15 protein-coding genes are annotated in these 19,352 nt (G+C 72.5%); 6 read left to right on the top strand and 9 right to left on the bottom strand.

What is annotated here, in order from left to right; genetic code table 11:
* Positions 1-41 precede the first annotated feature (41 nt).
* Positions 42-932, top strand: coding sequence for a flavin reductase family protein (locus tag ACFXKG_RS07655; RefSeq protein ID WP_384833942.1), 891 nt, complete (start codon positions 42-44; stop codon positions 930-932).
* Complete coding sequence (locus ACFXKG_RS07660; RefSeq protein ID WP_384833945.1) at positions 929-1,846, top strand: carbon-nitrogen hydrolase family protein; 918 nt, start codon at positions 929-931, stop codon at positions 1,844-1,846. The genes ACFXKG_RS07655 and ACFXKG_RS07660 overlap by 4 nt, the downstream gene beginning before the upstream one ends.
* 7 nt (positions 1,847-1,853) lie before the next feature.
* On the opposite strand, the gene ACFXKG_RS07665 is transcribed toward ACFXKG_RS07660, so the two are convergent.
* Both ACFXKG_RS07665 and ACFXKG_RS07670 read right to left on the bottom strand, forming a co-directional pair.
* Positions 1,854-2,777 (bottom strand): response regulator transcription factor, encoded by a 924-nt coding sequence (locus ACFXKG_RS07665; protein WP_384834503.1) that lies wholly within the window; start codon positions 2,775-2,777, stop codon positions 1,854-1,856.
* 107 nt (positions 2,778-2,884) lie between these two features.
* Complete coding sequence (locus ACFXKG_RS07670; protein ID WP_384833948.1) at positions 2,885-3,814, bottom strand: transposase; 930 nt, start codon at positions 3,812-3,814, stop codon at positions 2,885-2,887.
* Between the two features lie 95 nt (positions 3,815-3,909).
* On the opposite strand from ACFXKG_RS07670, the gene ACFXKG_RS07675 reads away from it, so the two are divergent.
* The 3 genes from ACFXKG_RS07675 (at position 3,910) to ACFXKG_RS07685 (ending at position 6,786) form a co-directional block, all read left to right on the top strand.
* Entirely contained in the window at positions 3,910-5,355 is a 1,446-nt protein-coding gene (locus ACFXKG_RS07675) for a M14 family zinc carboxypeptidase (RefSeq protein WP_384833951.1), read from the top strand.
* A gap of 64 nt (positions 5,356-5,419) precedes the next feature.
* Positions 5,420-5,854 carry a protein phosphatase gene (locus tag ACFXKG_RS07680; protein ID WP_384834506.1) on the top strand — a complete coding sequence of 145 codons (435 nt, stop codon included), beginning with the start codon at positions 5,420-5,422 and terminating at the stop codon, positions 5,852-5,854.
* A gap of 263 nt (positions 5,855-6,117) precedes the next feature.
* Positions 6,118-6,786 carry a DNA-binding response regulator gene (locus tag ACFXKG_RS07685; RefSeq protein ID WP_384833954.1) on the top strand — a complete coding sequence of 223 codons (669 nt, stop codon included), beginning with the start codon at positions 6,118-6,120 and terminating at the stop codon, positions 6,784-6,786.
* A gap of 90 nt (positions 6,787-6,876) precedes the next feature.
* Here the strand turns inward: ACFXKG_RS07685 and ACFXKG_RS07690 are convergent, their stop codons facing one another.
* The 7 genes from ACFXKG_RS07690 to iolD all read right to left on the bottom strand — a co-directional run bounded on the left by ACFXKG_RS07690 (position 6,877) and on the right by iolD (position 18,023).
* On the bottom strand, positions 6,877-7,734 hold the full coding sequence (locus ACFXKG_RS07690; protein WP_384833957.1) for an ABC transporter permease: 858 nt from the start codon (positions 7,732-7,734) through the stop codon (positions 6,877-6,879).
* Positions 7,731-10,361: an alpha/beta fold hydrolase gene (locus ACFXKG_RS07695; protein ID WP_384833960.1), complete on the bottom strand. Its 2,631-nt coding sequence runs from the start codon at positions 10,359-10,361 to the stop codon at positions 7,731-7,733. Before ACFXKG_RS07695 ends, ACFXKG_RS07690 begins: the two co-directional genes overlap by 4 nt.
* A 165-nt stretch (positions 10,362-10,526) precedes the next feature.
* Positions 10,527-11,249 carry a dihydroxyacetone kinase subunit DhaL gene (gene dhaL / locus ACFXKG_RS07700; protein WP_384833963.1) on the bottom strand — a complete coding sequence of 241 codons (723 nt, stop codon included), beginning with the start codon at positions 11,247-11,249 and terminating at the stop codon, positions 10,527-10,529.
* A gap of 149 nt (positions 11,250-11,398) precedes the next feature.
* Positions 11,399-12,460, bottom strand: a complete 1,062-nt coding sequence (locus tag ACFXKG_RS07705) for a dihydroxyacetone kinase subunit DhaK (protein ID WP_384833966.1) — start codon at positions 12,458-12,460, stop codon at positions 11,399-11,401.
* A gap of 81 nt (positions 12,461-12,541) precedes the next feature.
* Positions 12,542-14,383: an asparagine synthase (glutamine-hydrolyzing) gene (asnB, locus tag ACFXKG_RS07710; protein ID WP_384833969.1), complete on the bottom strand. Its 1,842-nt coding sequence runs from the start codon at positions 14,381-14,383 to the stop codon at positions 12,542-12,544.
* 192 nt (positions 14,384-14,575) lie between these two features.
* The gene (locus tag ACFXKG_RS07715) at positions 14,576-16,075 is read right to left on the bottom strand and encodes a CoA-acylating methylmalonate-semialdehyde dehydrogenase (protein ID WP_384833972.1); all 1,500 of its coding nucleotides are present in this window, start codon (positions 16,073-16,075) and stop codon (positions 14,576-14,578) included.
* Between the two features lie 13 nt (positions 16,076-16,088).
* A complete protein-coding gene (gene iolD / locus ACFXKG_RS07720) occupies positions 16,089-18,023 on the bottom strand; it encodes a 3D-(3,5/4)-trihydroxycyclohexane-1,2-dione acylhydrolase (decyclizing) (RefSeq protein WP_384833975.1) in 1,935 nt (644 codons plus the stop codon).
* A gap of 314 nt (positions 18,024-18,337) precedes the next feature.
* Between iolD and ACFXKG_RS07725 the strand changes: the two genes are divergently transcribed.
* On the top strand, positions 18,338-19,249 hold the full coding sequence (locus tag ACFXKG_RS07725; protein ID WP_384833978.1) for a sugar phosphate isomerase/epimerase family protein: 912 nt from the start codon (positions 18,338-18,340) through the stop codon (positions 19,247-19,249).
* Positions 19,250-19,352 lie beyond the last annotated feature (103 nt).

A 19,352-nucleotide genomic window follows, 5' to 3' on the forward strand; every position in this document is an offset into this window, starting at 1 on the left:
TCGATGTACCGATGGACCGACGTGAGGACTCCCGCAATCCCATGACGCCTGCCATTCCCGCCATTCCCGACCAGTTGTGGAAGAAACTGACCAGCACCGTGGGCCTGGTCTCCGTACGGCACGGCTCGGCCACGAACGTGATGTCGGCGGAGTGGTCCTACTTCGTCAACAAGGCTCCCCTGTACGCGGCCGTCGTGCTCGGCCCCCGTTCGGCCACCGGGGCGCTGATCGCCGCCGCCGGCGAGTTCTCGCTGACGCTCTGCGCCGAGGACCAGGCGGAACTGGCCGACTTCGCCGGGAGTTTCTCCCTGGCCGACATCGACAAGACCGGCAGCGAGCTGATCACGTTCGGCGAGCCGGCCGCGACCGGCACACCGTGGGTCACCGGCGGTGTGGTCGCGGTCGAGTGCGTGCTCCGCCAGACGGTCCGCTTTCCCGTGCACACGCTGTACGCGGGCGAGGTCGTGGCCGCGCACCTGCCCACGAGCGCGCCGCGCGCCCCGGCCGGGCCGGGCGGGGCTGGCGGGGCTGGCGGGACGCCCCGGCCGCTGGTCAAGCACGGAGCGATGCACACGCTCGGCGATCCCGTACGGCGTACCGCCGTCGTCACCACCGCGCAGTTGCTGCCCGACGGGCTGCTGCGCATCGCCGCCACCGGGCCGGTCGCCACCGGACCGGCGGCGACCGGCCGCTCCGCCGGGGAGGCCCGGTGGCGGGTGACCCTGCTGACCGCCGACGGCGGGACCGTACCGCTCGGCGAGCATCCCCCGGCCGCGTACGGCGACTTCCTCGTCGACCTGCCGGTGCCGGTCTCGCACCGGCTGCCGGCGGAGCGGCTGCGGGGCTGCCGCGTGCTGGTCGAACGTGACGGCGCCAAGGCCGGATACGCCGACATCACCGGGGTGCCGACATCATCCGGAGCCCCCGTATGAGCACCCCCCTGCCGCCCGTGCTGCCGCCCCTGCCCCTGCCCGCCGCACCGCTCCGGGTGGCGGTGGCGCAGACCGAGGCCGTCTCCGGCGACGTGGCCGCCAACGCGCGCCGCGCCGCCGCCCTGACGGTGCGCGCCGCCGACCAGGGTGCCCGGGTGGTCGTCCTGCCCGAGCTGCACCTCTGCGGGTACGACCTGCCCGCGCTCACCGCCGCGCCCGACCGGTACGCGGTACGCGCGGACCCCGGCCGTACGGTCGCCGACCCCCGCCTCGACCCGCTCGCCGAGGCCGCCGCCGCCCACTCGGTGACCGTACTGACCGGCGCGGCGGTGCGCGGCGCGGACGGCGCGCTGACCAACTCGGTGGTGGCGTGCGGCCCTTCCGGCGCTCCTGCCGTCGCCTACGACAAGCAGCACCTCTGGCACGCCGACGAACGCGCCCTCTTCTCCGCCGGGGAACGCGGCGCGGCCGTCACCGTCGACGGCTGGCGGCTGGGGCTCGGCGTCTGTTACGACATGTCCTTCCCCGAGCACGGGCGCGCCGCCGCCCTGGCCGGGGCCCATGTCTATCTCTGCCCCAGCGCGTTCGCGGCCGGCAACGAGTACCGGGCGGCCGTCTACCTCGCCGCCCGCGCGCTGGAGAACACGGTGTACGCGGTGTTCGGCAATCCGGTGGGCGGCCCGCCGTACCGCCCCTGCGGCGGCGGTACGGCCGTCCACGGGCCCCGCGGCCGGGAGGTCGCCCGCGCCGCGACGGCGGGCGAGGAGACGGTCCTGGCCGATCTCGACCCGGCCGAACTCGCCGAGGTGCGGGGGTTGCTCCACATGCTGGAGGAATGCCGCACCTCCGCGAGCCGCACTGCCGCGAGCCGTGGCGCCGCGAGCCGTGGCGCCGACGCGTCGTCGAAGGGCTGAGCCGCCCTCAGGACACCTTGTCCGCCCGGGTCTCGTACCCGGGCGCGACCACCAGCCGGAACCCCACGCAGCGGAGGGTCTCGATGCGGCGGGCGTCCCCGAGCTTGCGGCGCAGCGCCGCGATGTGCACGTCCAGGGTCTTGGTCGGGCCGTAGAAGTTCGGGTCCCACACGGTCCCGAGGATCTGCTGCCGTGAGCACACGGCGCCGGGGTCCTCGGCGAGGAGGGCGAGCACGTCGAACTCCTTGGGCGCGAGGTTGACGGGCCGGCCCGCCACATGGACCTGGCGGGTCCGCCGGTCGATCCGGAGGTCGCCGACGATCTGCGGCGCGGCGCCGGACGCCCCGCGCATGCCGGGCGTCTCGGGCATCGCCGTGACGAGCGCGGGCCGCGCGGCGGCGCCTCCACCGGCGCCGCCGGAGGCGGAGACACCGGCCGGCACCGCGTGACCGGCAGGGGCGGCGTGACGGGCCCGAACCGTGTGACCGGCGCGAACCCCGTGACCGGCCGGAAGGGCGTGACCGGCGGAGACGGCGGTGGGGATCGCGGCGGGGACCGCGTGGCGCGCGGGCGCCGCCGCCATCCGGGAGCGCCGGGTCACCGCCCTGATCCGGGCCACCAGTTCGCGCAGGCTGAACGGTTTCGCCAGGTAGTCGTCCGCGCCGAGTTCGAGCCCGACCACCCGGTCCGCCTCCGTGCCCCGGGCCGTGAGCATGATGATCGGCACATCGGAGTCCTGCCGCAGTTCACGGCACACGTCGATGCCGTCCATGTCGGGCAGCCCCAGATCGAGCAGGACCATGTCACCGCGCGGGGCGTCCAGAGCCGCGTCGCCGGTGCAGACCCAGTGCACCGTAAATCCGTACCGCGCCAACCCGTCCACCAGTGGTTCGGCGATCGAGACATCGTCCTCGACGAGCAGCACCTGCATGCGTGACCCCACCTTTCCTCCGTGCCGTCGCGCAACAGCCGTCGAATGTGGACGACACCTTCCCCCTGGATACGCACGGAGGCGGCCGGGCGTTCAACCGTTTCCGCTCATCGGGAAACGGTCTTCGTCTGCCGGCGCCCGCCCGCAGCCCGGACGATCTCCGCGCACCAGGCGGCGGCCGACGCGTCGAGCGCCCCGGTGGGTGCCCCGGTCACGACGGTGAGCCAGCGCCGCCAGAGGTCCGCGTCGCTCCACGCGGTGAAGCGGCGGTGCGCGGTCGCGGACGAGGTGCCGAACTGCGCGGGGAGCTGCTGCCAGCCGCAGCCCGAGGTCAGAACGTAGACGACGGCGGTGAGAACGGTGCGCTCGCCCTGCTCCGCCGTGGACGCCACACCCCCGGGCGCCGTCAACAGCGGTTCGGCGTACGCCCAGAGCGCGTCCGGTACGAGCTGCCGCGCCAGCACCGGGCTCAGCCTCGTCGACGGACGCCGCTGCTCGGGCGCCTCCTCGGGCCACTCCTCGGCGGGCGCGGCGCCGGCCTCGTCCGCGTCCGACCGCCGCTGGTACTCCCGCCAGCGGGCCAGCAGATCCTGGTGGCCGCCGCGCACCCAGCTCATGTAGTCGCGCATGTTCCGCAGCCGCCGCCGGGGCGCCTCCTCCTCCGGGCCCAGCAGCTCCAGCGCCTGCTCGGCGAGTTGGTGCTGCCGGTCCAGATAGCGCCGCTCGCCCGCGAGGAAGCTGCCCCACACGTCGTCGTCCACGCGGAAGTAGCGGCTGCGCTCTCCTGGCACGGCGTGCCGCTTGAGGAAGCCCGCCTCGACCAGCCGGCGCGTCGCCAGGGAGACGGAGCCGGCGCTGACCTTCAGGGCCTCGGCCAGCTTCCCCGACGACACGTAGGGGATGTCCGTGATCAGCAGATACCCGAGGATCCGGCCGTCCATCCGGCCGCTCCCGGCCGCCTCCCAGAGCAGCCCCATCTCCTCGACGAACGCCTCGCGGTCCCAGCCGTCCAGGCGGCCGGGGGTGTCGCCCGGCATCGAGCCTCCCCGTCAAAATTCATCTCAGGCTAAACTTTCGTGACTTTGTGTCGTCACGTTATCCCGCCCGCTCACCCCTGGAGAACGGCACCCACATGGCCACCGCGACCTCACAGCCGTCCACGCCGCCCACCCCCTCCACGCCGTCCGCGGCAGCCGGCGGCTCCGCCGAGGAGTGGATCCGGCGCGCGGCGACCGTCCCCGCGACGGACACCTACCCGGGCGTGGACGAACTCCTGGCGTCCTTCCGGGCGCTGGCGGCACGCCACCCCGGCCTGCTCACGGAGCGCCGGATCGGCACCTCCCGGCTGGGCGAGCCGCTGCCCTGCTTCACGGTGACGCCCGGCACGGAGCGTACGGAGGACGACGCCACCGGACCCGTACCGCAGTTCGTGGTCGTCGGCGGCGTGCATCCCAACGAGCCCGTCGGCGCGGTGACCGCGCTCCACCTCGCGACCACCCTCTGCGAGGACGCCGCGCTGCGCGCGCACTTCGGCGGCGCGTGGCACATCGTGCCCTGTATCGACCCGGACGGAGCCCGGCTGAACGAGGGCTGGTTCGCCGCCCCGGCCGACCATCGGCGGTACGGGCGCCACTTCTACCGCCCGGCGGGCGACGAGCAGGTCGAGTGGACCTTCCCGTTCGCCTACCGCGACGCCTACTTCGACCGCGTCCTGCCCGAAACCCTCGCCCTGATGCGGCTGCTGGACGCCACCGAGCCCCGCTTCCTCACCACCCTGCACAACTGTGAGGCGGGCGGCGTCTACTACTACGTCAACCGTCCCGCGCCCGAGCTGTACGGCCTGCTGGAGGCCGTCCCCGCAGCCGCCGGGATCCCGCTCGCCACCGGCGAACCCGAGGCCCCGCACACTCCCCGGTACGCGCCCTCCGTGTACGGCGTCATCGACATGCGCGACGCCTACGACTACCTCGAAGGGCTCGGCGCCGATCCGGCCGCGGAGATCTCGGGCGCCTCCAGCGCCGCGTACACCGAGCCGTACGGCACCTTCTACTTCGCCGCCGAGGTCCCGCACTGGTCCCACCCCGACGCGGACGACAACACCCCCGTGGACGAGAGCTACGCCGAGGTCGTACGGGAGCGCGCGGACGGATTGCGCGCCACCGGCGAGCTGCTGGGCCGCGTACTGGAGACCGCCGGACCGGAGTTGACGATTCCCACGCCCTTCCTCCGGGCCGTGAAAGACTTCGTACCGTCGTTGACGAAACTAGGCGCCCTGGAGAGCACCCGCGCCGACACCCTGGAGGAACGGCCCGCCACCGCGGCCGAGCGGTACGCCTGCCGGCACTCCGTGCACAGCTTCCGTCTCCGCTTCGGCGGGATGCTGCTCAGGGCCCTCCGCGCCGAACTGACGGCGGGCACCGCCACCCCCGTCGTCCGCCGCTGCCACCAGGAACTGGAGCGGGCCCGCGCTCTCTGGGAGGACGAGGCGGAACCCGTGATCGGCACCCCGATCCCGATCGCGGTACTCGCCGGAATCCAGTACGCCACGCTGCTGGCCGCCGCCGACCACGCCGCCTGAGGAACCGCTCCCTTCCGCCACCGGGACACCTGGACATCACGGGGCTACCCTGGCGCGCGTGACGATGACACCGCACAAACCGTGGGACACAACAGCACCCGGAATTCTGCGGCTCCCCTCGGGGAGGCTCATCCGTGGCCGAGGGCTGCGCCACCCGCTGCCCGCGGGCCCGCCGCCGACGTTCGCGCTCTATCTGCTGGGGCGCAGACCGCCCACCGTGGCCTGGGAGAACCGCTGGCTGCGCTGGCCCGACTTCCGGCTGCCGACCGACCGCGACGCCGCCGCGGAAGCGCTCCGCGAGGCGCTGGACCGCGCCGGTGACGAGCGCGTCGAGATCGCCTGCGGTGGCGGCAGGGGGCGGACGGGCACGGCGCTGGCCTGTCTCGCGGTGCTCGACGGGGTACCACCGGCCGAGGCGGTCGCGTACGTACGGGAGCATTACTCCCGGCACGCCGTCGAGACGCCCTGGCAGCGCCGCTACGTGGCGAAGTTCGGCTGACGGCGGGGGCCGATCACCGACCCGGCGAAAAGTCGACGCGTTTTGAACCTCTGGCATGGATTCGCCACTCCCTGAACTGCACTTGTCACGGTGCGCAATTGTGTGCGTACATGGAGTGGCGTACGGCTCCGAGGGGATGGCGGGGGTGGTCAGCCGTGTCGGATGTTTCTGGTTCTGTGCTCAACAGGGCGACGCTGTCGGCGGGAGCGATGCGGGAGGAGCCGGGCGACACACCTCATCCGCCCGGCCGTCCGATCCGTGGCGTGCGGGAGGTGACGGCCACCCTGACCGCCCTGGTCCGCTCGGCCCGTCACGAACTGCTCGTCTTCGACGATCCCGGGAGCTGTCCCGACCAGTGCATTCCGGAGCACTTCCTGGAGTTCGCCGGGGCCTGCGTGCGCGCGGCGGGCGATCAGACCTGGCCGGACGCCGACCCCGGTGACAGGGGCCGGGGCCGGCCGGCGGTCGGGGTCCGCCGGATCGTTCCCCGGCACGGGCTGGCCGGTCTGCCGTGTCCCCTGCCCCGCCACCTCCCCGGCGAGGCGCGGCAGACGGACTCCATCCCGTTCAAGATGGTCCTGGTGGACCGCTCGGTCGCGGCGGTCCCCCTCGACCTCCAACTCCACTACCACGGGCTACTGCTGATCCGGGATCCGGTGGTGGTCCAGGCGCTGATCCGGACGCACGAGATCTGGTGGGAGACGGGCGAAGAACTGCCGTCGGCGGAGCTCCCCGCCCCCGGAGTCCTGCCCGGGCCGCTCCGCCCGGTGCTAGAGGCCCTGGTCGCCGGGCTGACGGACGAGACGGCGGCAACCCGCCTGGGCATGTCCAGCCGGACGTACAGCCGCCGGGTCGGCGACCTGCTCGCCGCCCTCGGCACGACGAGCCGCTTCCGCGCGGGCGCGGAAGCGGCTCGAAGGGGGTGGATCTGACCCGGCGCCCTGACGACACAAGGCCTCTGCGACACAAGGCCCCGCAACGCAAAAGCCCTCCAGCACAAGGCCCCTCCCCACATAAGGCCCCTACGACACGATGTCCTTACGGGAGAAGGTCCGGAAGGCCAGCGCGAAGAGCACCACGGCATAGGTGAAGGAGACCGCCGCGCCCTTCACCATGCCGCCCCACTCCAACTGCGGCTGCAGCGCGTCCGCCCAAGCGAACTGCCAGTGCGCCGGCAGGAACTCGCGCCAGGAGCCGAGCGCGGTGACGGCGTCCAGCACATTGCCGACGATCGTCAGACCGACCGCGCCGCCGACCGCGCCCAGCGGGGCGTCGGTCTTGGTCGACAGCCAGAAGGCGAGCCCCGCCGTGACCAGTTGGGAGACGAAGATGAACGCCACGACCACCGCGAGCCTCGGCAGCGCGTCCGCCGTGGCGAGGGAGCCGCCCGTCGGCAGTTCCAGCGGGCCCCAGCCGTACGCCGCCGTGCCCGCCACCAGCGCGACCAGCGGCAGCAGCACCATCGCGGCGGCGCTCATCCCGAGCGCCACGGCCAGCTTGCTCCACAGCAGGCGCGACCGTGGCACGGGCGCCGCGAGCAGATAGCGCAGCGACGACCAGTTGGCCTCGGAGGCGACCGTGTCCCCGTGGAACAGCGCGACCGGCACGACCAGCAGGAAACCCGCCGAGACGAAGAGACAGGTCGCCGCGAAGTTGGCGCCGGAGGCGGTCGCGGTGTCCATCAGGGTCACCCGGCCTTCCCGTCCGCCGTCCGGGGTGCCCCCGACCGCGAAGGCCACGATCAGCACGAAGGGCAGGAGCCCCAGGATGAGCCCCATGGCCAGCGTGCGCCGGCGCTTGAGCTGCCGCAGCGCCTCGACCCGCAGGGGCAGCGTGCGCCCGGCCCGGTAGCCGGGGGCCGTTTCGATCAGCGCGCTCATGCGGAGCCTCCCGAGATCAGGGTGAGGAACGCGTCCTCCAGGCGGCGGTGCGGACCGACACCCGTCAGCGGGACGTCCAGCCGGACCAGTTCGGTGACCAGCGCCTGTGGGGACGCGCCGTCGAGCCGTACGAGCAGCCCGTCGTCCGTGCGGACGGCGGAGCCGACGCCGGCCAGCGCGGCGATCTTGTCGACGACCGGGGCCGGGACCTGTTCGGCGGTGGTGACGAGCAGGTCTTCGCCCGCGCCGGTGATCTCCGCGACCGGACCGGCCTGGACGAGCTGTCCCCGGTGCATGACCACGAGGTGGGTGCAGGACTGCTCGACCTCGGAGAGGAGATGGCTGGAGACGATGACGGTCCTGCCGCCGGCCGCGTACCGGATCATCACGTCGCGCATCTCGCGGATCTGGGGCGGGTCGAGCCCGTTGGTCGGCTCGTCGAGGATCAGCAGGTCCGGCATGCCGAGCATCGCCTGGGCGATGGCGAGCCGCTGCCGCATGCCCTGCGAGTAGGTGCGTACGGCACGGGCCAGCGCGTCCCCGAGCCCGGCGATCTCCAGGGCCTCCTCCATATGGGAGTCCTCGGCGGGCCGGCCGGTGGCCCGCCAGTACAGCTCCAGGTTCTCGCGTCCCGACAGGTGCGGCAGGAAGCCCGCGCCCTCGACGAACGAGCCGACCCGGGAGAGCACCTGGGCGCCCGGCCGGATCGCGTGCCCGAAGACCCGGATCTCCCCGGCGTCCGGGGTGATCAGCCCCATCAGCATGCGCAGCGTGGTGGTCTTGCCGGCGCCGTTCGGCCCGAGCAGACCGAGGACCTGGCCCTTCTCGACCCGGAAGGAGAGGTCCCGGACCGCGTACCGGTCACTGGACTTGGCGTACCGCTTCGACAGATCGGTGATCTGGAGCGGCACCTCGGCGAGCGCCGCGTCCGGCTCCGGCGCGCTGGTGCGGCGGCGGGCCGTGAGCAGCAGCGCGCCCGCGATCAGTACGCCGATGAGCGGCAGCCCCCAGATCCACCACGGCAGCGCGGTGGAGCCGGCGGTGAGTTCCGGCACGGTCGGCACGGTCAGCGGGCCATTCACGGCGATCTTGTACGTGGCGGGCGTGGCCGGTGAGGCGTAGCCGAGGTCGGTGGCGGCGACCACGACCCGCAGCCGGTGCCCGGGGACGACCCGGTGGTCCACGGCGGGCAGCTTCAGCTCCACCGTCCGGCCCTCGGCGACGTTCTCGACCCGTACGGGCGCGACGAGTTGGGAGGGCAGCACCTGGCTGGTGCCGTCGGGGCCCACGTCGTACACCTTGGAGAAGAGGACGGCCTCGCCGGTGGAGGAGGTGACGGTGGCCTTGACGGTCGGCGCTCCGGTGATCCGCAGCGAGTGGTCGAGCGGCGCGGATTCGAAGCGCGCGTGCTGGCCGGGGAAGTCGAGGGAGAGTCCGACGCCGAACGAGGTGAGCTGGGAGAGTCCGCCCCCCACTCCGGGCACGGCCGAGATCGCGGGCGGGCTGGCGCCGGCCGGGTTGGTGAAGCTCTGCGTGCCGCCGGTCAGCGGGACGGAGGTGGTGTCGTTCGCCAGGCCCGGGTAGCGGTCGCTGCTCGCGCCGCGCAACTGGGCCCGGCCGTCGGTGGAGTCCACGCCTCCGGTCCGGCTGACGCGGAAGGCGGGCCCGGTGTCGGCACCCTTGTCGTCCTTGAGATAGCGGTCGAACCAGGCGGAGACCCGGTTCTGGACCCGGGCGCTCTCCGGGTCGCCGCCGTCGTGTCCGCCGGCCAGCCAGTCGACGTCGACGGGGGAGCCGTTGGCGCTGATCCGCTTCGCCATGGCGTCGGCCTGGCCGAGCGGGAAGAGGGAGTCGGTCTGGCCCTGCATGATCAGCGCGGGTACGTCGATCCGGTCCCCGACGGCGGAGGGGCTGCGCTCCTCCAGCAGCTTGCGGGCGGCGTCGTCCGGCTTCCCGGAGACGGCGACCCGTTCGTACATCTCGCACAGCTCCTTCTCGAAGGCGGCGCAACCGCCGCCGGTGGAGAAGAAGATCCCGGCCCAGAGCTTCTTGAGGACGCCGTCGGGGAAGAGGGCGTCGGCGAGATTCCAGTAGGTGATCTGCGGGGCGATCGCGTCGACGCGCCGGTCGTACCCGGCGGCGAGGAGCGAAATGGCCCCGCCGTACGAGGCGCCGGTCACTCCGACCCGGGGGTCGCCCTTCGCGTCGAGTTCGACCTCGGGGCGTCCGGCGAGCCAGTCGATCATCCGGGAGACGTCCTTGACCTCGTGGTCGGGGTCGTTGAGCCCGATCTCACCGGTCGACTTCCCGAAGCCGCGGGCCGACCAGGTCAGCACCGCGTAGCCGTCCCGCGCCAGCTTCTCGGCCTGGGCGCGTACGTCGTTCTTGCTGCCGCCGAAGCCGTGCCCGACGAGCACAGCTGGTCTGCGGCCGCTGCCGGCGGTGAAGTACGAGGTGTCGATCCGGGCGCCCGGCATGTCCAGCACCTGGTCCTCGCGGTGCACGGCCGGGCCGTCGTCCGAGGCGACGGCGGTCCAGGTGCCGGCTCCGACGAGCACGGCCGCGGCGGCCAGTCCCGCGAGCCAGTGGGCACGCGGCCGGAACCGGCGGGGGGTTCGGGTCTCCATCCTTGAACCCTAATCGGCGCCCACCGCCCTCCACGCTGACGCCGGTCGGAACCCGTGACCTCCTCGGGTAGTACGCCGGGGCGTCCCCGTACAGCGGACGCGGTATCGCACACCGCCGCGAACGGGGGCGGAACGGGTACCCGGCGGACGGCGAACCCGGGGTGGTCAGGCGTCGGGGAGCTGGTCCAGGGTGGTCGGCTGGGCCGAGGCCGAGGCGAAGAGCAGGGCCACGGCCAGGGCTCCGGGGTCCGGGACGCCCCGGGAGTGGTCGCCCGTGTAGCTGGCGCGTCCGCGGCGGGCGCGCAGGCCGCTGGTGGCGCGGGCGCCGCGGTGCGCGGCCACCGCCGCGTGGTGGAGCGCGCCGACCGGGTCGCCGCCCGTGGGGTCCGCCAGGAGTGCCCGGGCGAGCGCCTCGGCCGCGGGGACCAGGGCGTCGACCATCGTCTTGTCCCCCACCTCCGCCTCGCCGACGCGCTGGACGGCGGCCGCTCCCGCCGCCGTGCCCGCCGCGAGTTCCGCCGTACCGGGGGCGCCGTCGGCGGCGGCCACGGCGGCGGCCAGTTCCTGGAAGAGCAGGCCGAACAGCGGGCCGCTGGTGCCGCCGACGTGGTCGAGGAAGACCTGGGCGGCGGTGGCGAGCGGCGCCGCCGGGGTGCGGGGCCCGCTCGTCGGCGCGTCGAGCGCGTCCCGTACGCCGTTCATGCCGGAGACGAGGTTGGCGCCGAAGTCGCCGTCCCCGGCCCGCTGGTCCAGGGCCGTCAGCTCGCCCTCGACGGCCTTGGCGGCGGCGCCGAAGCGGCGGAGCCAGCCGATGGTGTCCTCGTAGGTGAGGCCCTTGGGGGTGGGGGTGGAGGGGGCTGTGGCGGGAGTCAGGTTCTGGGATGACATCGCGGAGAAGGCTCCTGCTTCTGGTCAGCGAGGGAAAGAGGAGGGACGAGCGAAAGAAGAGGGACGGGAGGAAGAGAAGGGACGGGAGGAAGAAGAGGGACGGGGGAGGCGGAGAAACGAGGGAACGAAGTAAGGAAGGAAGGGACGGGTCAGCGCGGCCAGGAGGCGGTTCTGGCCGGGGCGTCCCAGAGGCGCAGCGTCTCGTCGTCGGTCGCGAGCAGGGAGAGCGAGAAGCCCCGCATGTCCAGCGCGCTGACGAACGTGCCGGTCAGCGAGCGGTCCAGGGTGACCCCGCGGTTCTTCAGCGCACCGCCGAGCGCGTGCCGGACGCCGTACAGCTCCAGCGAGGTGACCCCGCCGAGCCCGTTGACCAGGGCCAGTACGCGGCGGCGGCCGGGCGCCCCGTGCGCGGTGCCGGGCAGTCCGGCGTGGGGCAGCGCGGCCAGCAGCCGGTCGGTCATGAGGGCGACGAGTTCGGTGAGCGGCGGGTGCGGGGCGGTCCCGCCGGCCCGTTCGCCGTGGATGCCGACGCCGAACTCCAGCACGTCCCGGGGCAGTTCGAAGGCGGGCACGCCGGAGCCCGGCGCGGTGTGCGCGGCCGTGGCGACGGCGAGGCTGCGCGTACGGCCGGACAGATCGGCGCCCAGGGCCGCCAGTTCGTCGAGTCCGCGGCCCTCGTCGGCGGCGGCGCCGAGGATCTTCTCGACGATCAGGGTGGCGCCGGTGCCGCGCCGTCCGACGGCGATGTCCGCGGAGTCGGTGGCGAGATCGTCGTCCACGAGGACGCGGGCGCAGCGGATGTCCTCGTGGGCGAGGCGTTCGGCGGCGATGCCGAAGTTGATCCGGTCGCCTGTGTAGTTCTTGACGATGTGAAGGACGCCGTCGCTGCCCGCGACCGCGCGGCTGGCCTCGAAGATCTGCCGGTTGTGCGGGGAGGCGAAGATCTGTCCCGGGCATACGGCGTCCAGCAGGCCGGCGCCGAGGAACCCCGTGTGCAGCGGTTCGTGGCCGGATCCGCCGCCGGAGACCAGTCCGACGCGGCGGCCCGCGGCGGCCGAGCCGGCCGTCGTGGGGGTCGGGGTGGCGGTGCGGCGGGTGCGGAAGTAGCCGTGCTCGGGGTGGTGCTCGACCAGGTCGGCGTGGGCGGCGGCGAACCCCTTGAGCGCGTCGGGGACGAGCGACTCCGGGGAGTCGGCGAAGTATCGGGGCATGTGAGGTCCTGAGCTCTCTGGATTAGCTGTATATCACCTTCTCCATCTTTCTATCGTTATTATCCTTTTTAGTCTGCCAAATCAGGTGAGCGTGATCTCCGGGTTGTAGAGATCCAGCCACAGCGCGAGGTCCAGCGTCCGCTCCAGCCCTCGCCGACTCGCCGTCGTGACCTGCGGTGTCTCCCGCTCCGCGGCGCTCCGTACCCGCGCCAGGTCGACCAGATCGAAGACCCGGTGCGACGGGTCGGCGAGCAGTTCCTTGGCATGCCCCTGGAGGGCTACGGCGTACTTGGGATCCTGGGTGGTGGGGTACGGGCTCTTCTCCCGGTCGTACACCGACCTCGGCAGCACATCGGCGGTGGCCTCGCGCAGCAGGCTCTTCTCCCGGCCGTCGAAGGACTTCAGCGACCAGGGTGTGTTGTACACGTACTCCACCAGCCGGTGGTCGCAGAACGGCACCCTGACCTCCAGGCCGACCGCCATGCTCGCGCGGTCCTTGCGGTCGAGCAGGACCTGTACGAAGCGCGTCAGGTGGAGGTGGGAAATCTTCCGCATCCGGTACTCGAAGTCACTCTCGCCGCTGCCGCGTTCGATTCCGGCCACGGCCGTGGCGTAGCTGTCCCGGGTGAACGCCGCCAGCCCCAGCGCCGCGTTGACCTCCGGACGGAGCACTCCGGCGTCCTCGCCGAAGTGCTCGCCGAAGCGCACCAGCCACGGGAACATGTCGGCCTTTCTGGCTTCCTCGTCGAAGAACTGGCGGTAGCCGCCGAAGACCTCGTCGGCCGACTCGCCCGAGAGCGCGACCGTCGAGTGCTCCCGGATCGCCTTGAAGAGGAGGAAAAGGGAGGAGTCCATGTCGCCGAGCCCCATGGGCAGGTCCCTCGCCCTGATCATCCGGGCCCGGACGGCCGGGTCGGCCAGGGCGAGCGAGTCGAGCACGATGTCCCGGTGGTCGGTGCGCGCGGCGCGTACGACGTCGTGGACGAACGGCGTGTCGGGCGTGGCGCGGAACTCGTCGGCGACGAAGTTCTCCGTACGGCCGAGGAAGTCGACGGAGAAGCTGCGTACGGTCTCACCGGTCTCCCGGAGCCGGCGCGCGGCGATCGCCGTCATGGCGGAGGAGTCGAGTCCGCCGGACAGGAGGGTGCAGCGGGGTACGTCGGCGACGAGCTGGCGGCACACGATGTCGTCGAGGAGTTCCCGTACGCGCGCCACCGACGTGCTCCGGTCGTCGGTGTGCGGGCGGGTCTCCAGGGACCAGTAGACGTGGCGGCGCATCCCGCTCGCTTCCACGGTCACCAGGGTGCCCGGCTCGACCTCGTACATCCCCTCCCACACGGCGTGACCGGGTGTCTTGACGAAGGCGAAGAGTTCGCGGAGTCCGTCGAGACCGACACGGGCGCGGGCCAGGGGGTGGGCGAGGATCGCCTTGGGTTCGGAGCCGAAGAGCACGCCGTCGGCGGTCGGGGTGTAGTAGAAGGGCTTGATGCCCATGCGGTCGCGGATCATCACCAGCTTCCGGCGCCGGCCGTCCCAGATCGCGAAGGCGTACATGCCGTTGAGGCGTTCGGCGAGCGCCTCGCCCCACTCCAGATAGCCGTGCAGGACGACCTCGGTGTCGGAGTCGGTGGTGAACCGGTGGCCGCGGCCGGTCAGTTCCGCGCGCAGTTCGGTGAAGTTGTACGTCTCGCCCGAGTAGACGAGGGCGATCGTGCCCCCGGGTGTCGTCAGCGTCATCGGCTGCCGCCCGCCGGGCAGGTCGATGACGGCGAGCCGGCGGTGGCCGAGCGCCGCGGGGCCCTCGATCCAGGTGCCGCTGTCGTCGGGGCCCCGGCAGGACATCGTCTCCGTCATCGCGTCCAGGGTGTCGGACGCGCCGAGGGAATCCCGGCCGAAGGAGACCCAGCCGGTGATGCCACACATGTGTGTCCTCCTGCTCCGTGAACCGTGAAAAGCGACTGCGGCCCGTATGGCGAGGAACGCCGTACGGGCCGCAGTCATCCAACGAAGCCGTGCGCCGGCGAGTTACGGCCGGCGTTCGCGGAGCAGTGGTTGCGGAGCAGTGGCTACGGATCGGTCGTTACGGAGCGGCGGCCACGGATCGGTGATGACGGATCAGTGGTTACGGGGGAAGCCCAGGTCCACGCCGGTCGGGGCGTCGGCCGGGTCCGGCCAGCGCGTGGTGACGACCTTGCCGCGCGTGTAGAAGTGCACGCCGTCGTTGCCGTAGATGTGGTGGTCGCCGAAGAGCGAGTCCTTCCAACCCCCGAAGGAGTGGTATCCGACGGGCACGGGGATCGGTACGTTCACGCCGACCATGCCGGCCTCGATCTCCAGCTGGAAGCGGCGGGCGGCGCCGCCGTCGCGGGTGAAGATGGCCGTGCCGTTGCCGAACGGCGAGCTGTTGATCAGCTCGACGCCCTCCTCGTAGGTCTCCGCGCGGAGCACGACGAGCACCGGGCCGAAGATCTCGTCGCGGTAGGCGTCCGAGTCGGTGGCGACCTTGTCCAGCAGGGACAGGCCGATCCAGTGCCCGTCCTCGTACCCCTCCACCGTGTAGCCCGTGCCGTCCAGGACGACGTCGGCACCCTGGGCGGCGGCTCCGGTCACATAGCCGGCGACCTTGTCGCGGTGGGCCCGGGTGATGAGGGGGCCCATCTCGGAGGCCGGGTCGGTGCCGGGGCCGATCTTGATCTTCTCGGCGCGCTCGCGGATCCTGGCGACCAGTTCGTCGCCGATCGCGCCGACGGCGACGACCGCCGAGATCGCCATGCACCGCTCGCCGGCCGAACCGTACGCCGCGGAGACGGCCGCGTCCGCGGCGGCGTCCAGGTCGGCGTCGGGCAGGACCAGCATGTGGTTCTTGGCGCCGCCGAGCGCCTGGACGCGCTTGCCGTTGGCGGAGGCCGTGGCGTGGATGTGACGGGCGATCGGGGTGGAGCCGACGAAGGAGACCGCCGCGACATCCGGGTGGGCGAGCAGGGCGTCGACGGCCACCTTGTCGCCGTGCACGACGTTCAGCACGCCGTCGGGCAGTCCGGCCTCCGCCGCCAGCTCCGCCAGGAGCACGGCGGCCGAGGGGTCCTTCTCGCTGGGCTTGAGGACGAAGGTGTTCCCGCAGGCGATCGCGAGGGGGAACATCCACATCGGCACCATCGCCGGGAAGTTGAAGGGGGTGATGCCCGCGACGACCCCGAGCGGCTGGCGGATGGCGGCGACGTCGACCCGGCTGGAGACCTGGGTGGAGAGTTCGCCCTTGAGCTGGGTGGTGATCCCGCAGGCCAGCTCGACGATCTCCAGTCCGCGCGCCACCTCGCCGAGCGCGTCCGAGTGCACCTTGCCGTGCTCGGCGGTGATCAGCGCGGCGATGTCGTCGCGGCGGGCGTCGAGGAGCGCCCGGTAGCGGAAGAGGATCGCGGTGCGCTGGGCGAGCGAGGACGTCCCCCAGGTGGCGTACGCGGCCTTGGCGGCGGCGACCGCGCTGCCGACCTCCTCGGCGGAGGCGAGCGCGACCTGGGTCGTGACGGCCCCGGTCGCCGGGTCGGTGACGGGCCCCCAGTTGCCGGACGCGCCCTCGACGCTCTTGCCACCGATCCAATGGCTGACGGTCTTCATGTGTTCCGCTCCTTCACAGATGGCGGCGGCGGGTCGCTGCGTGGCGGTCGTACTCCTCGCGGGCCTCGACCGCGGCGATACGCGTCGCGGTCTCGGCCACCGGAACATCCCACCACGCCTGGGCCGGGGGGACTCCCGACACTGTGTCTGCCGTTTCGGTCTCCACGTAGACACATGTGGGGGCGTCGGCGGCGCGCGCCTCGGCCAGCGCTTCGCGCAGGTCACCGATGGTCCCGGCGCGGATCAGCCGCATGCCGAGGGAGGCCGCGTTGGCCGCGAGGTCCACGGGGAGCGGGGGTCCGATGTACGTGGCGTCGGCGGCCCGGAAGCGGTACGCGGTGCCGAAGCGCTCGGCACCGACGGTCTCGGAGAGGCCGCCGATGGAGGCGTAGCCGTGGTTCTGGAGGATCACGACCTTGACGGGCAGCCCCTCCTGGACGGCGGTGACCAGTTCGGTGGGGCTCATCAGATAGGTGCCGTCGCCGACCAGCGCCCAGACCGGCCGGCCGGGCGCGGCGAGCTGGACGCCGATGGCCGCGGGGATCTCGTATCCCATGCAGGAGTAGCCGTATTCGACGTGGTACTGGTCGTGCGAGCGGGCCCTCCAGAGCTTGTGGAGATCACCGGGGAGCGATCCGGCCGCGTTGATGACGATGTCCTCGCCGGTGACGAGGGCGTCGAGGGCCCCGAGGACCTGGGCCTGGGTGGGGCGCGCGGTGTCCTCGCCGGCGGTGAACGCGGCCTCGACGCGCCGTTCCCAGCGCTTCTTGGCCCCGCTGTACTCGGTGACGTAGGCGGGCTCGACGCGGTGGCCGGCGAGGCCCGCGGCGAGCCGGCGCACGGCGGTACGGGCGTCCGCGACCAGCGGGTGGGCGGCGAGCTTGTGGGCGTCGAAGCCGGTGACGTTGAGGTTGAGGAAGCGGACGTCCGGGTTCTGGAAGAGCGTGGCGGAGGCGGTGGAGAAGTCGGTCCAGCGGGTGCCGACGCCGATCACCAGGTCGGCCGTGGCGGCGAGTTCGTCGGCGGTGGCGGTGCCGGTGTGGCCGATGCCGCCGACATCGCAGGGATGGTCGTGGTGGAGCGAGCCCTTGCCCGCCTGGGTGGAGGCGACGGGAATGCCGGTGGCGTCGGCGAAGGCTGCCAGCTCCTCCTCGGCGGCGCTGTGGCGGACGCCGCCGCCCGCGACGAGCAGGGGGCGGCGGGCCTCCCGTACGAGCCGTACCGCGTCGGCGAGTTCGTCGGGGTCGGGCGGCTGGCGGCGGACCCGCCAGACGCGCTCGGCGAAGAACTCCTCCGGCCAGTCGTACGCCTCCGCCTGTACGTCCTGGGGCAGCGCGAGGGTGACGGCGCCGGTCGCGGCCGGGTCGCTGAGCACCCGCATCGCGGCGAGCGCGGCCGGGACGAGCGCTTCGGGCCGGGTGACACGGTCGAAGTAGGCGGAGACGGGGCGCAGCGCGTCGTTGACGGAGACGTCCCCGGCGGAGGCCACTTCGAGCTGCTGGAGGACGGGGTCGGCGGGGCGGGTCGCGAAGGCGTCGCCGGGGAGCAGCAGGACGGGCAGGCGGTTGACGGTGGCGAGGGCCGCGCCGGTGACGAGGTTGGTGGCGCCGGGGCCGATGGAGGTGGTGACGGCCTGGGCGGAGAGCCGGTTGCTCTGGCGCGCGTACCCCACGGCCGCGTGGACCATGGACTGTTCGTTACGGCCCTGCAAGTACCGCATGTCCTCGGAGGACTCGACCAGAGCCTGTCCGATACCCGCCACGTTGCCGTGCCCGAAGATGCCCCACGTGGCGCCGATCAGACGGCGCCGGTGGCCGTCCCGCTCCGTGTACTGCCGCGCCAGGAAGGTGATCAGCGCCTGGGCGACGGTGCGCCTGCGGGTACGGGCGGCGGTACTCGGGCGCCCACGCCCGCGACCGCTCGCGCGGCCGCTCGTACGGCTGCTCATCGGGCGTCCTCCCTGCTCATCGAGTGTCCTCCTGGACTCCGAGCGGCGGCGGTCGGGCATCGGTCACAGTGAAGTCATACAGCGAAGTCATACAGCGCACGGCCGGGCGGGGCGACCCGAACCTCCGGCACGGGGCCGTGACGAGCGGGGAGCTTTCGCTCGCGTCTCGCTCCTGCCAAAGCGAGGCGAGGCTTCCGCACCGGAGGCGGTCACAGCAAGGTCTAACCGTCCTCCCAGGACCCTGTCAACGTTTTGTCTTTACATTCGAACCAAAGGCTTGACACTCTTTCCGTACGGGCTGAAAGCTGACCGGTATGACCTCCTCCGTACCCACGTTGAGCCGCATCCGAGTCGGGTCCGCCCCCGACTCCTGGGGGGTGTGGTTTCCCGACGACCCGCAGCAGGTGCCCTGGCGGCGTTTTCTCGACGAGGTGGCCGAAGCCGGCTACGAGTGGATCGAGCTGGGCCCCTACGGATACCTCCCGTCCGATCCCGACCGGCTGAGCGAGGAGACCGAGCGGCGCGGGCTGAAGGTCTCGGCCGGGACCGTCTTCACCGGGCTGCACCACGGACCGGCGGTCTGGGAGAAGACCTGGGCGCATGTCGCCGACATCGCCGCGCTCACCCGGGCGATGGGCGCGGACCATCTCGTGGTCATCCCGTCGTTCTGGCGGGACGACAAGACCGGGGAGGTGCTGGAGGACCGGACCCTCACGCCCCAGCAGTGGCGTGATCTGACGGCCCAGACCGAGCGCCTCGGCCGTGAGGTGAGGGAGCGCTACGGGCTGAAGATCGTCGTGCACCCACACGCCGACACGCACATCGACAGCGAGGAGAACGTGAGCCGGTTCCTCGACGCGACCGACCCGGCTCTGGTCTCCCTCTGTCTGGACACCGGGCATTACGCGTACTGCGGCGGGGACAGCGTCAAGCTGATCGAGACGTACGGCGAGCGGATCGGCTACCTCCATCTCAAGCAGGTGGATCCGGAGATCCTCGCGGATGTCGTCGCGAACGAGGTGCCGTTCGGACCGGCCGTCGGGCGGGGTGTGATGTGCGAGCCGCCGGCCGGAGTGCCGGCGCTGGAGCCGGTCCTGGCGGCGGCGCAGCGGCTCGACGTCGAGCTCTTCGCCATCGTCGAGCAGGACATGTACCCGTGCCCGCCCGACAAGCCCCTCCCGATCGCCACGCGCACCCGCCGCTTCCTCAGAAGCTGCGGCGCCTGACCCGAACCCGACCCGGCCTGGAGCGGTGTCCGGGTTGGCGGAGGTACCCGGACCCGGCCGTGATCCTTCTGTCCGCCGGCCTCCAGGACCGGCTGTCAGTGCC

Source organism: Streptomyces sp. NPDC059255, assembly GCF_042752355.1.
In the GTDB taxonomy this organism is placed as follows: Bacteria; Actinomycetota; Actinomycetes; order Streptomycetales; family Streptomycetaceae; genus Streptomyces.

What these genes read in the sequence shown, in the direction of transcription:
- ACFXKG_RS07680 (WP_384834506.1), top strand. Translation starts at nt 5,420, where the DNA reads ATGACACCGCACAAACCGTGGGACACAACAGCACCCGGAATTCTGCGG.
- ACFXKG_RS07690 (WP_384833957.1), bottom strand. Translation starts at nt 7,734, where the DNA reads ATGAGCGCGCTGATCGAAACGGCCCCCGGCTACCGGGCCGGGCGCACG.
- dhaL (WP_384833963.1), bottom strand. Translation starts at nt 11,249, where the DNA reads ATGTCATCCCAGAACCTGACTCCCGCCACAGCCCCCTCCACCCCCACC.
- ACFXKG_RS07715 (WP_384833972.1), bottom strand. Translation starts at nt 16,075, where the DNA reads ATGAAGACCGTCAGCCATTGGATCGGTGGCAAGAGCGTCGAGGGCGCG.
- ACFXKG_RS07660 (WP_384833945.1), top strand. Translation starts at nt 929, where the DNA reads ATGAGCACCCCCCTGCCGCCCGTGCTGCCGCCCCTGCCCCTGCCCGCC.
- ACFXKG_RS07655 (WP_384833942.1), top strand. Translation starts at nt 42, where the DNA reads ATGACGCCTGCCATTCCCGCCATTCCCGACCAGTTGTGGAAGAAACTG.
- ACFXKG_RS07675 (WP_384833951.1), top strand. Translation starts at nt 3,910, where the DNA reads ATGGCCACCGCGACCTCACAGCCGTCCACGCCGCCCACCCCCTCCACG.
- ACFXKG_RS07695 (WP_384833960.1), bottom strand. Translation starts at nt 10,361, where the DNA reads ATGGAGACCCGAACCCCCCGCCGGTTCCGGCCGCGTGCCCACTGGCTC.
- ACFXKG_RS07705 (WP_384833966.1), bottom strand. Translation starts at nt 12,460, where the DNA reads ATGCCCCGATACTTCGCCGACTCCCCGGAGTCGCTCGTCCCCGACGCG.
- ACFXKG_RS07670 (WP_384833948.1), bottom strand. Translation starts at nt 3,814, where the DNA reads ATGCCGGGCGACACCCCCGGCCGCCTGGACGGCTGGGACCGCGAGGCG.
- ACFXKG_RS07725 (WP_384833978.1), top strand. Translation starts at nt 18,338, where the DNA reads ATGACCTCCTCCGTACCCACGTTGAGCCGCATCCGAGTCGGGTCCGCC.
- iolD (WP_384833975.1), bottom strand. Translation starts at nt 18,023, where the DNA reads ATGAGCAGCCGTACGAGCGGCCGCGCGAGCGGTCGCGGGCGTGGGCGC.
- ACFXKG_RS07665 (WP_384834503.1), bottom strand. Translation starts at nt 2,777, where the DNA reads ATGCAGGTGCTGCTCGTCGAGGACGATGTCTCGATCGCCGAACCACTG.
- asnB (WP_384833969.1), bottom strand. Translation starts at nt 14,383, where the DNA reads ATGTGTGGCATCACCGGCTGGGTCTCCTTCGGCCGGGATTCCCTCGGC.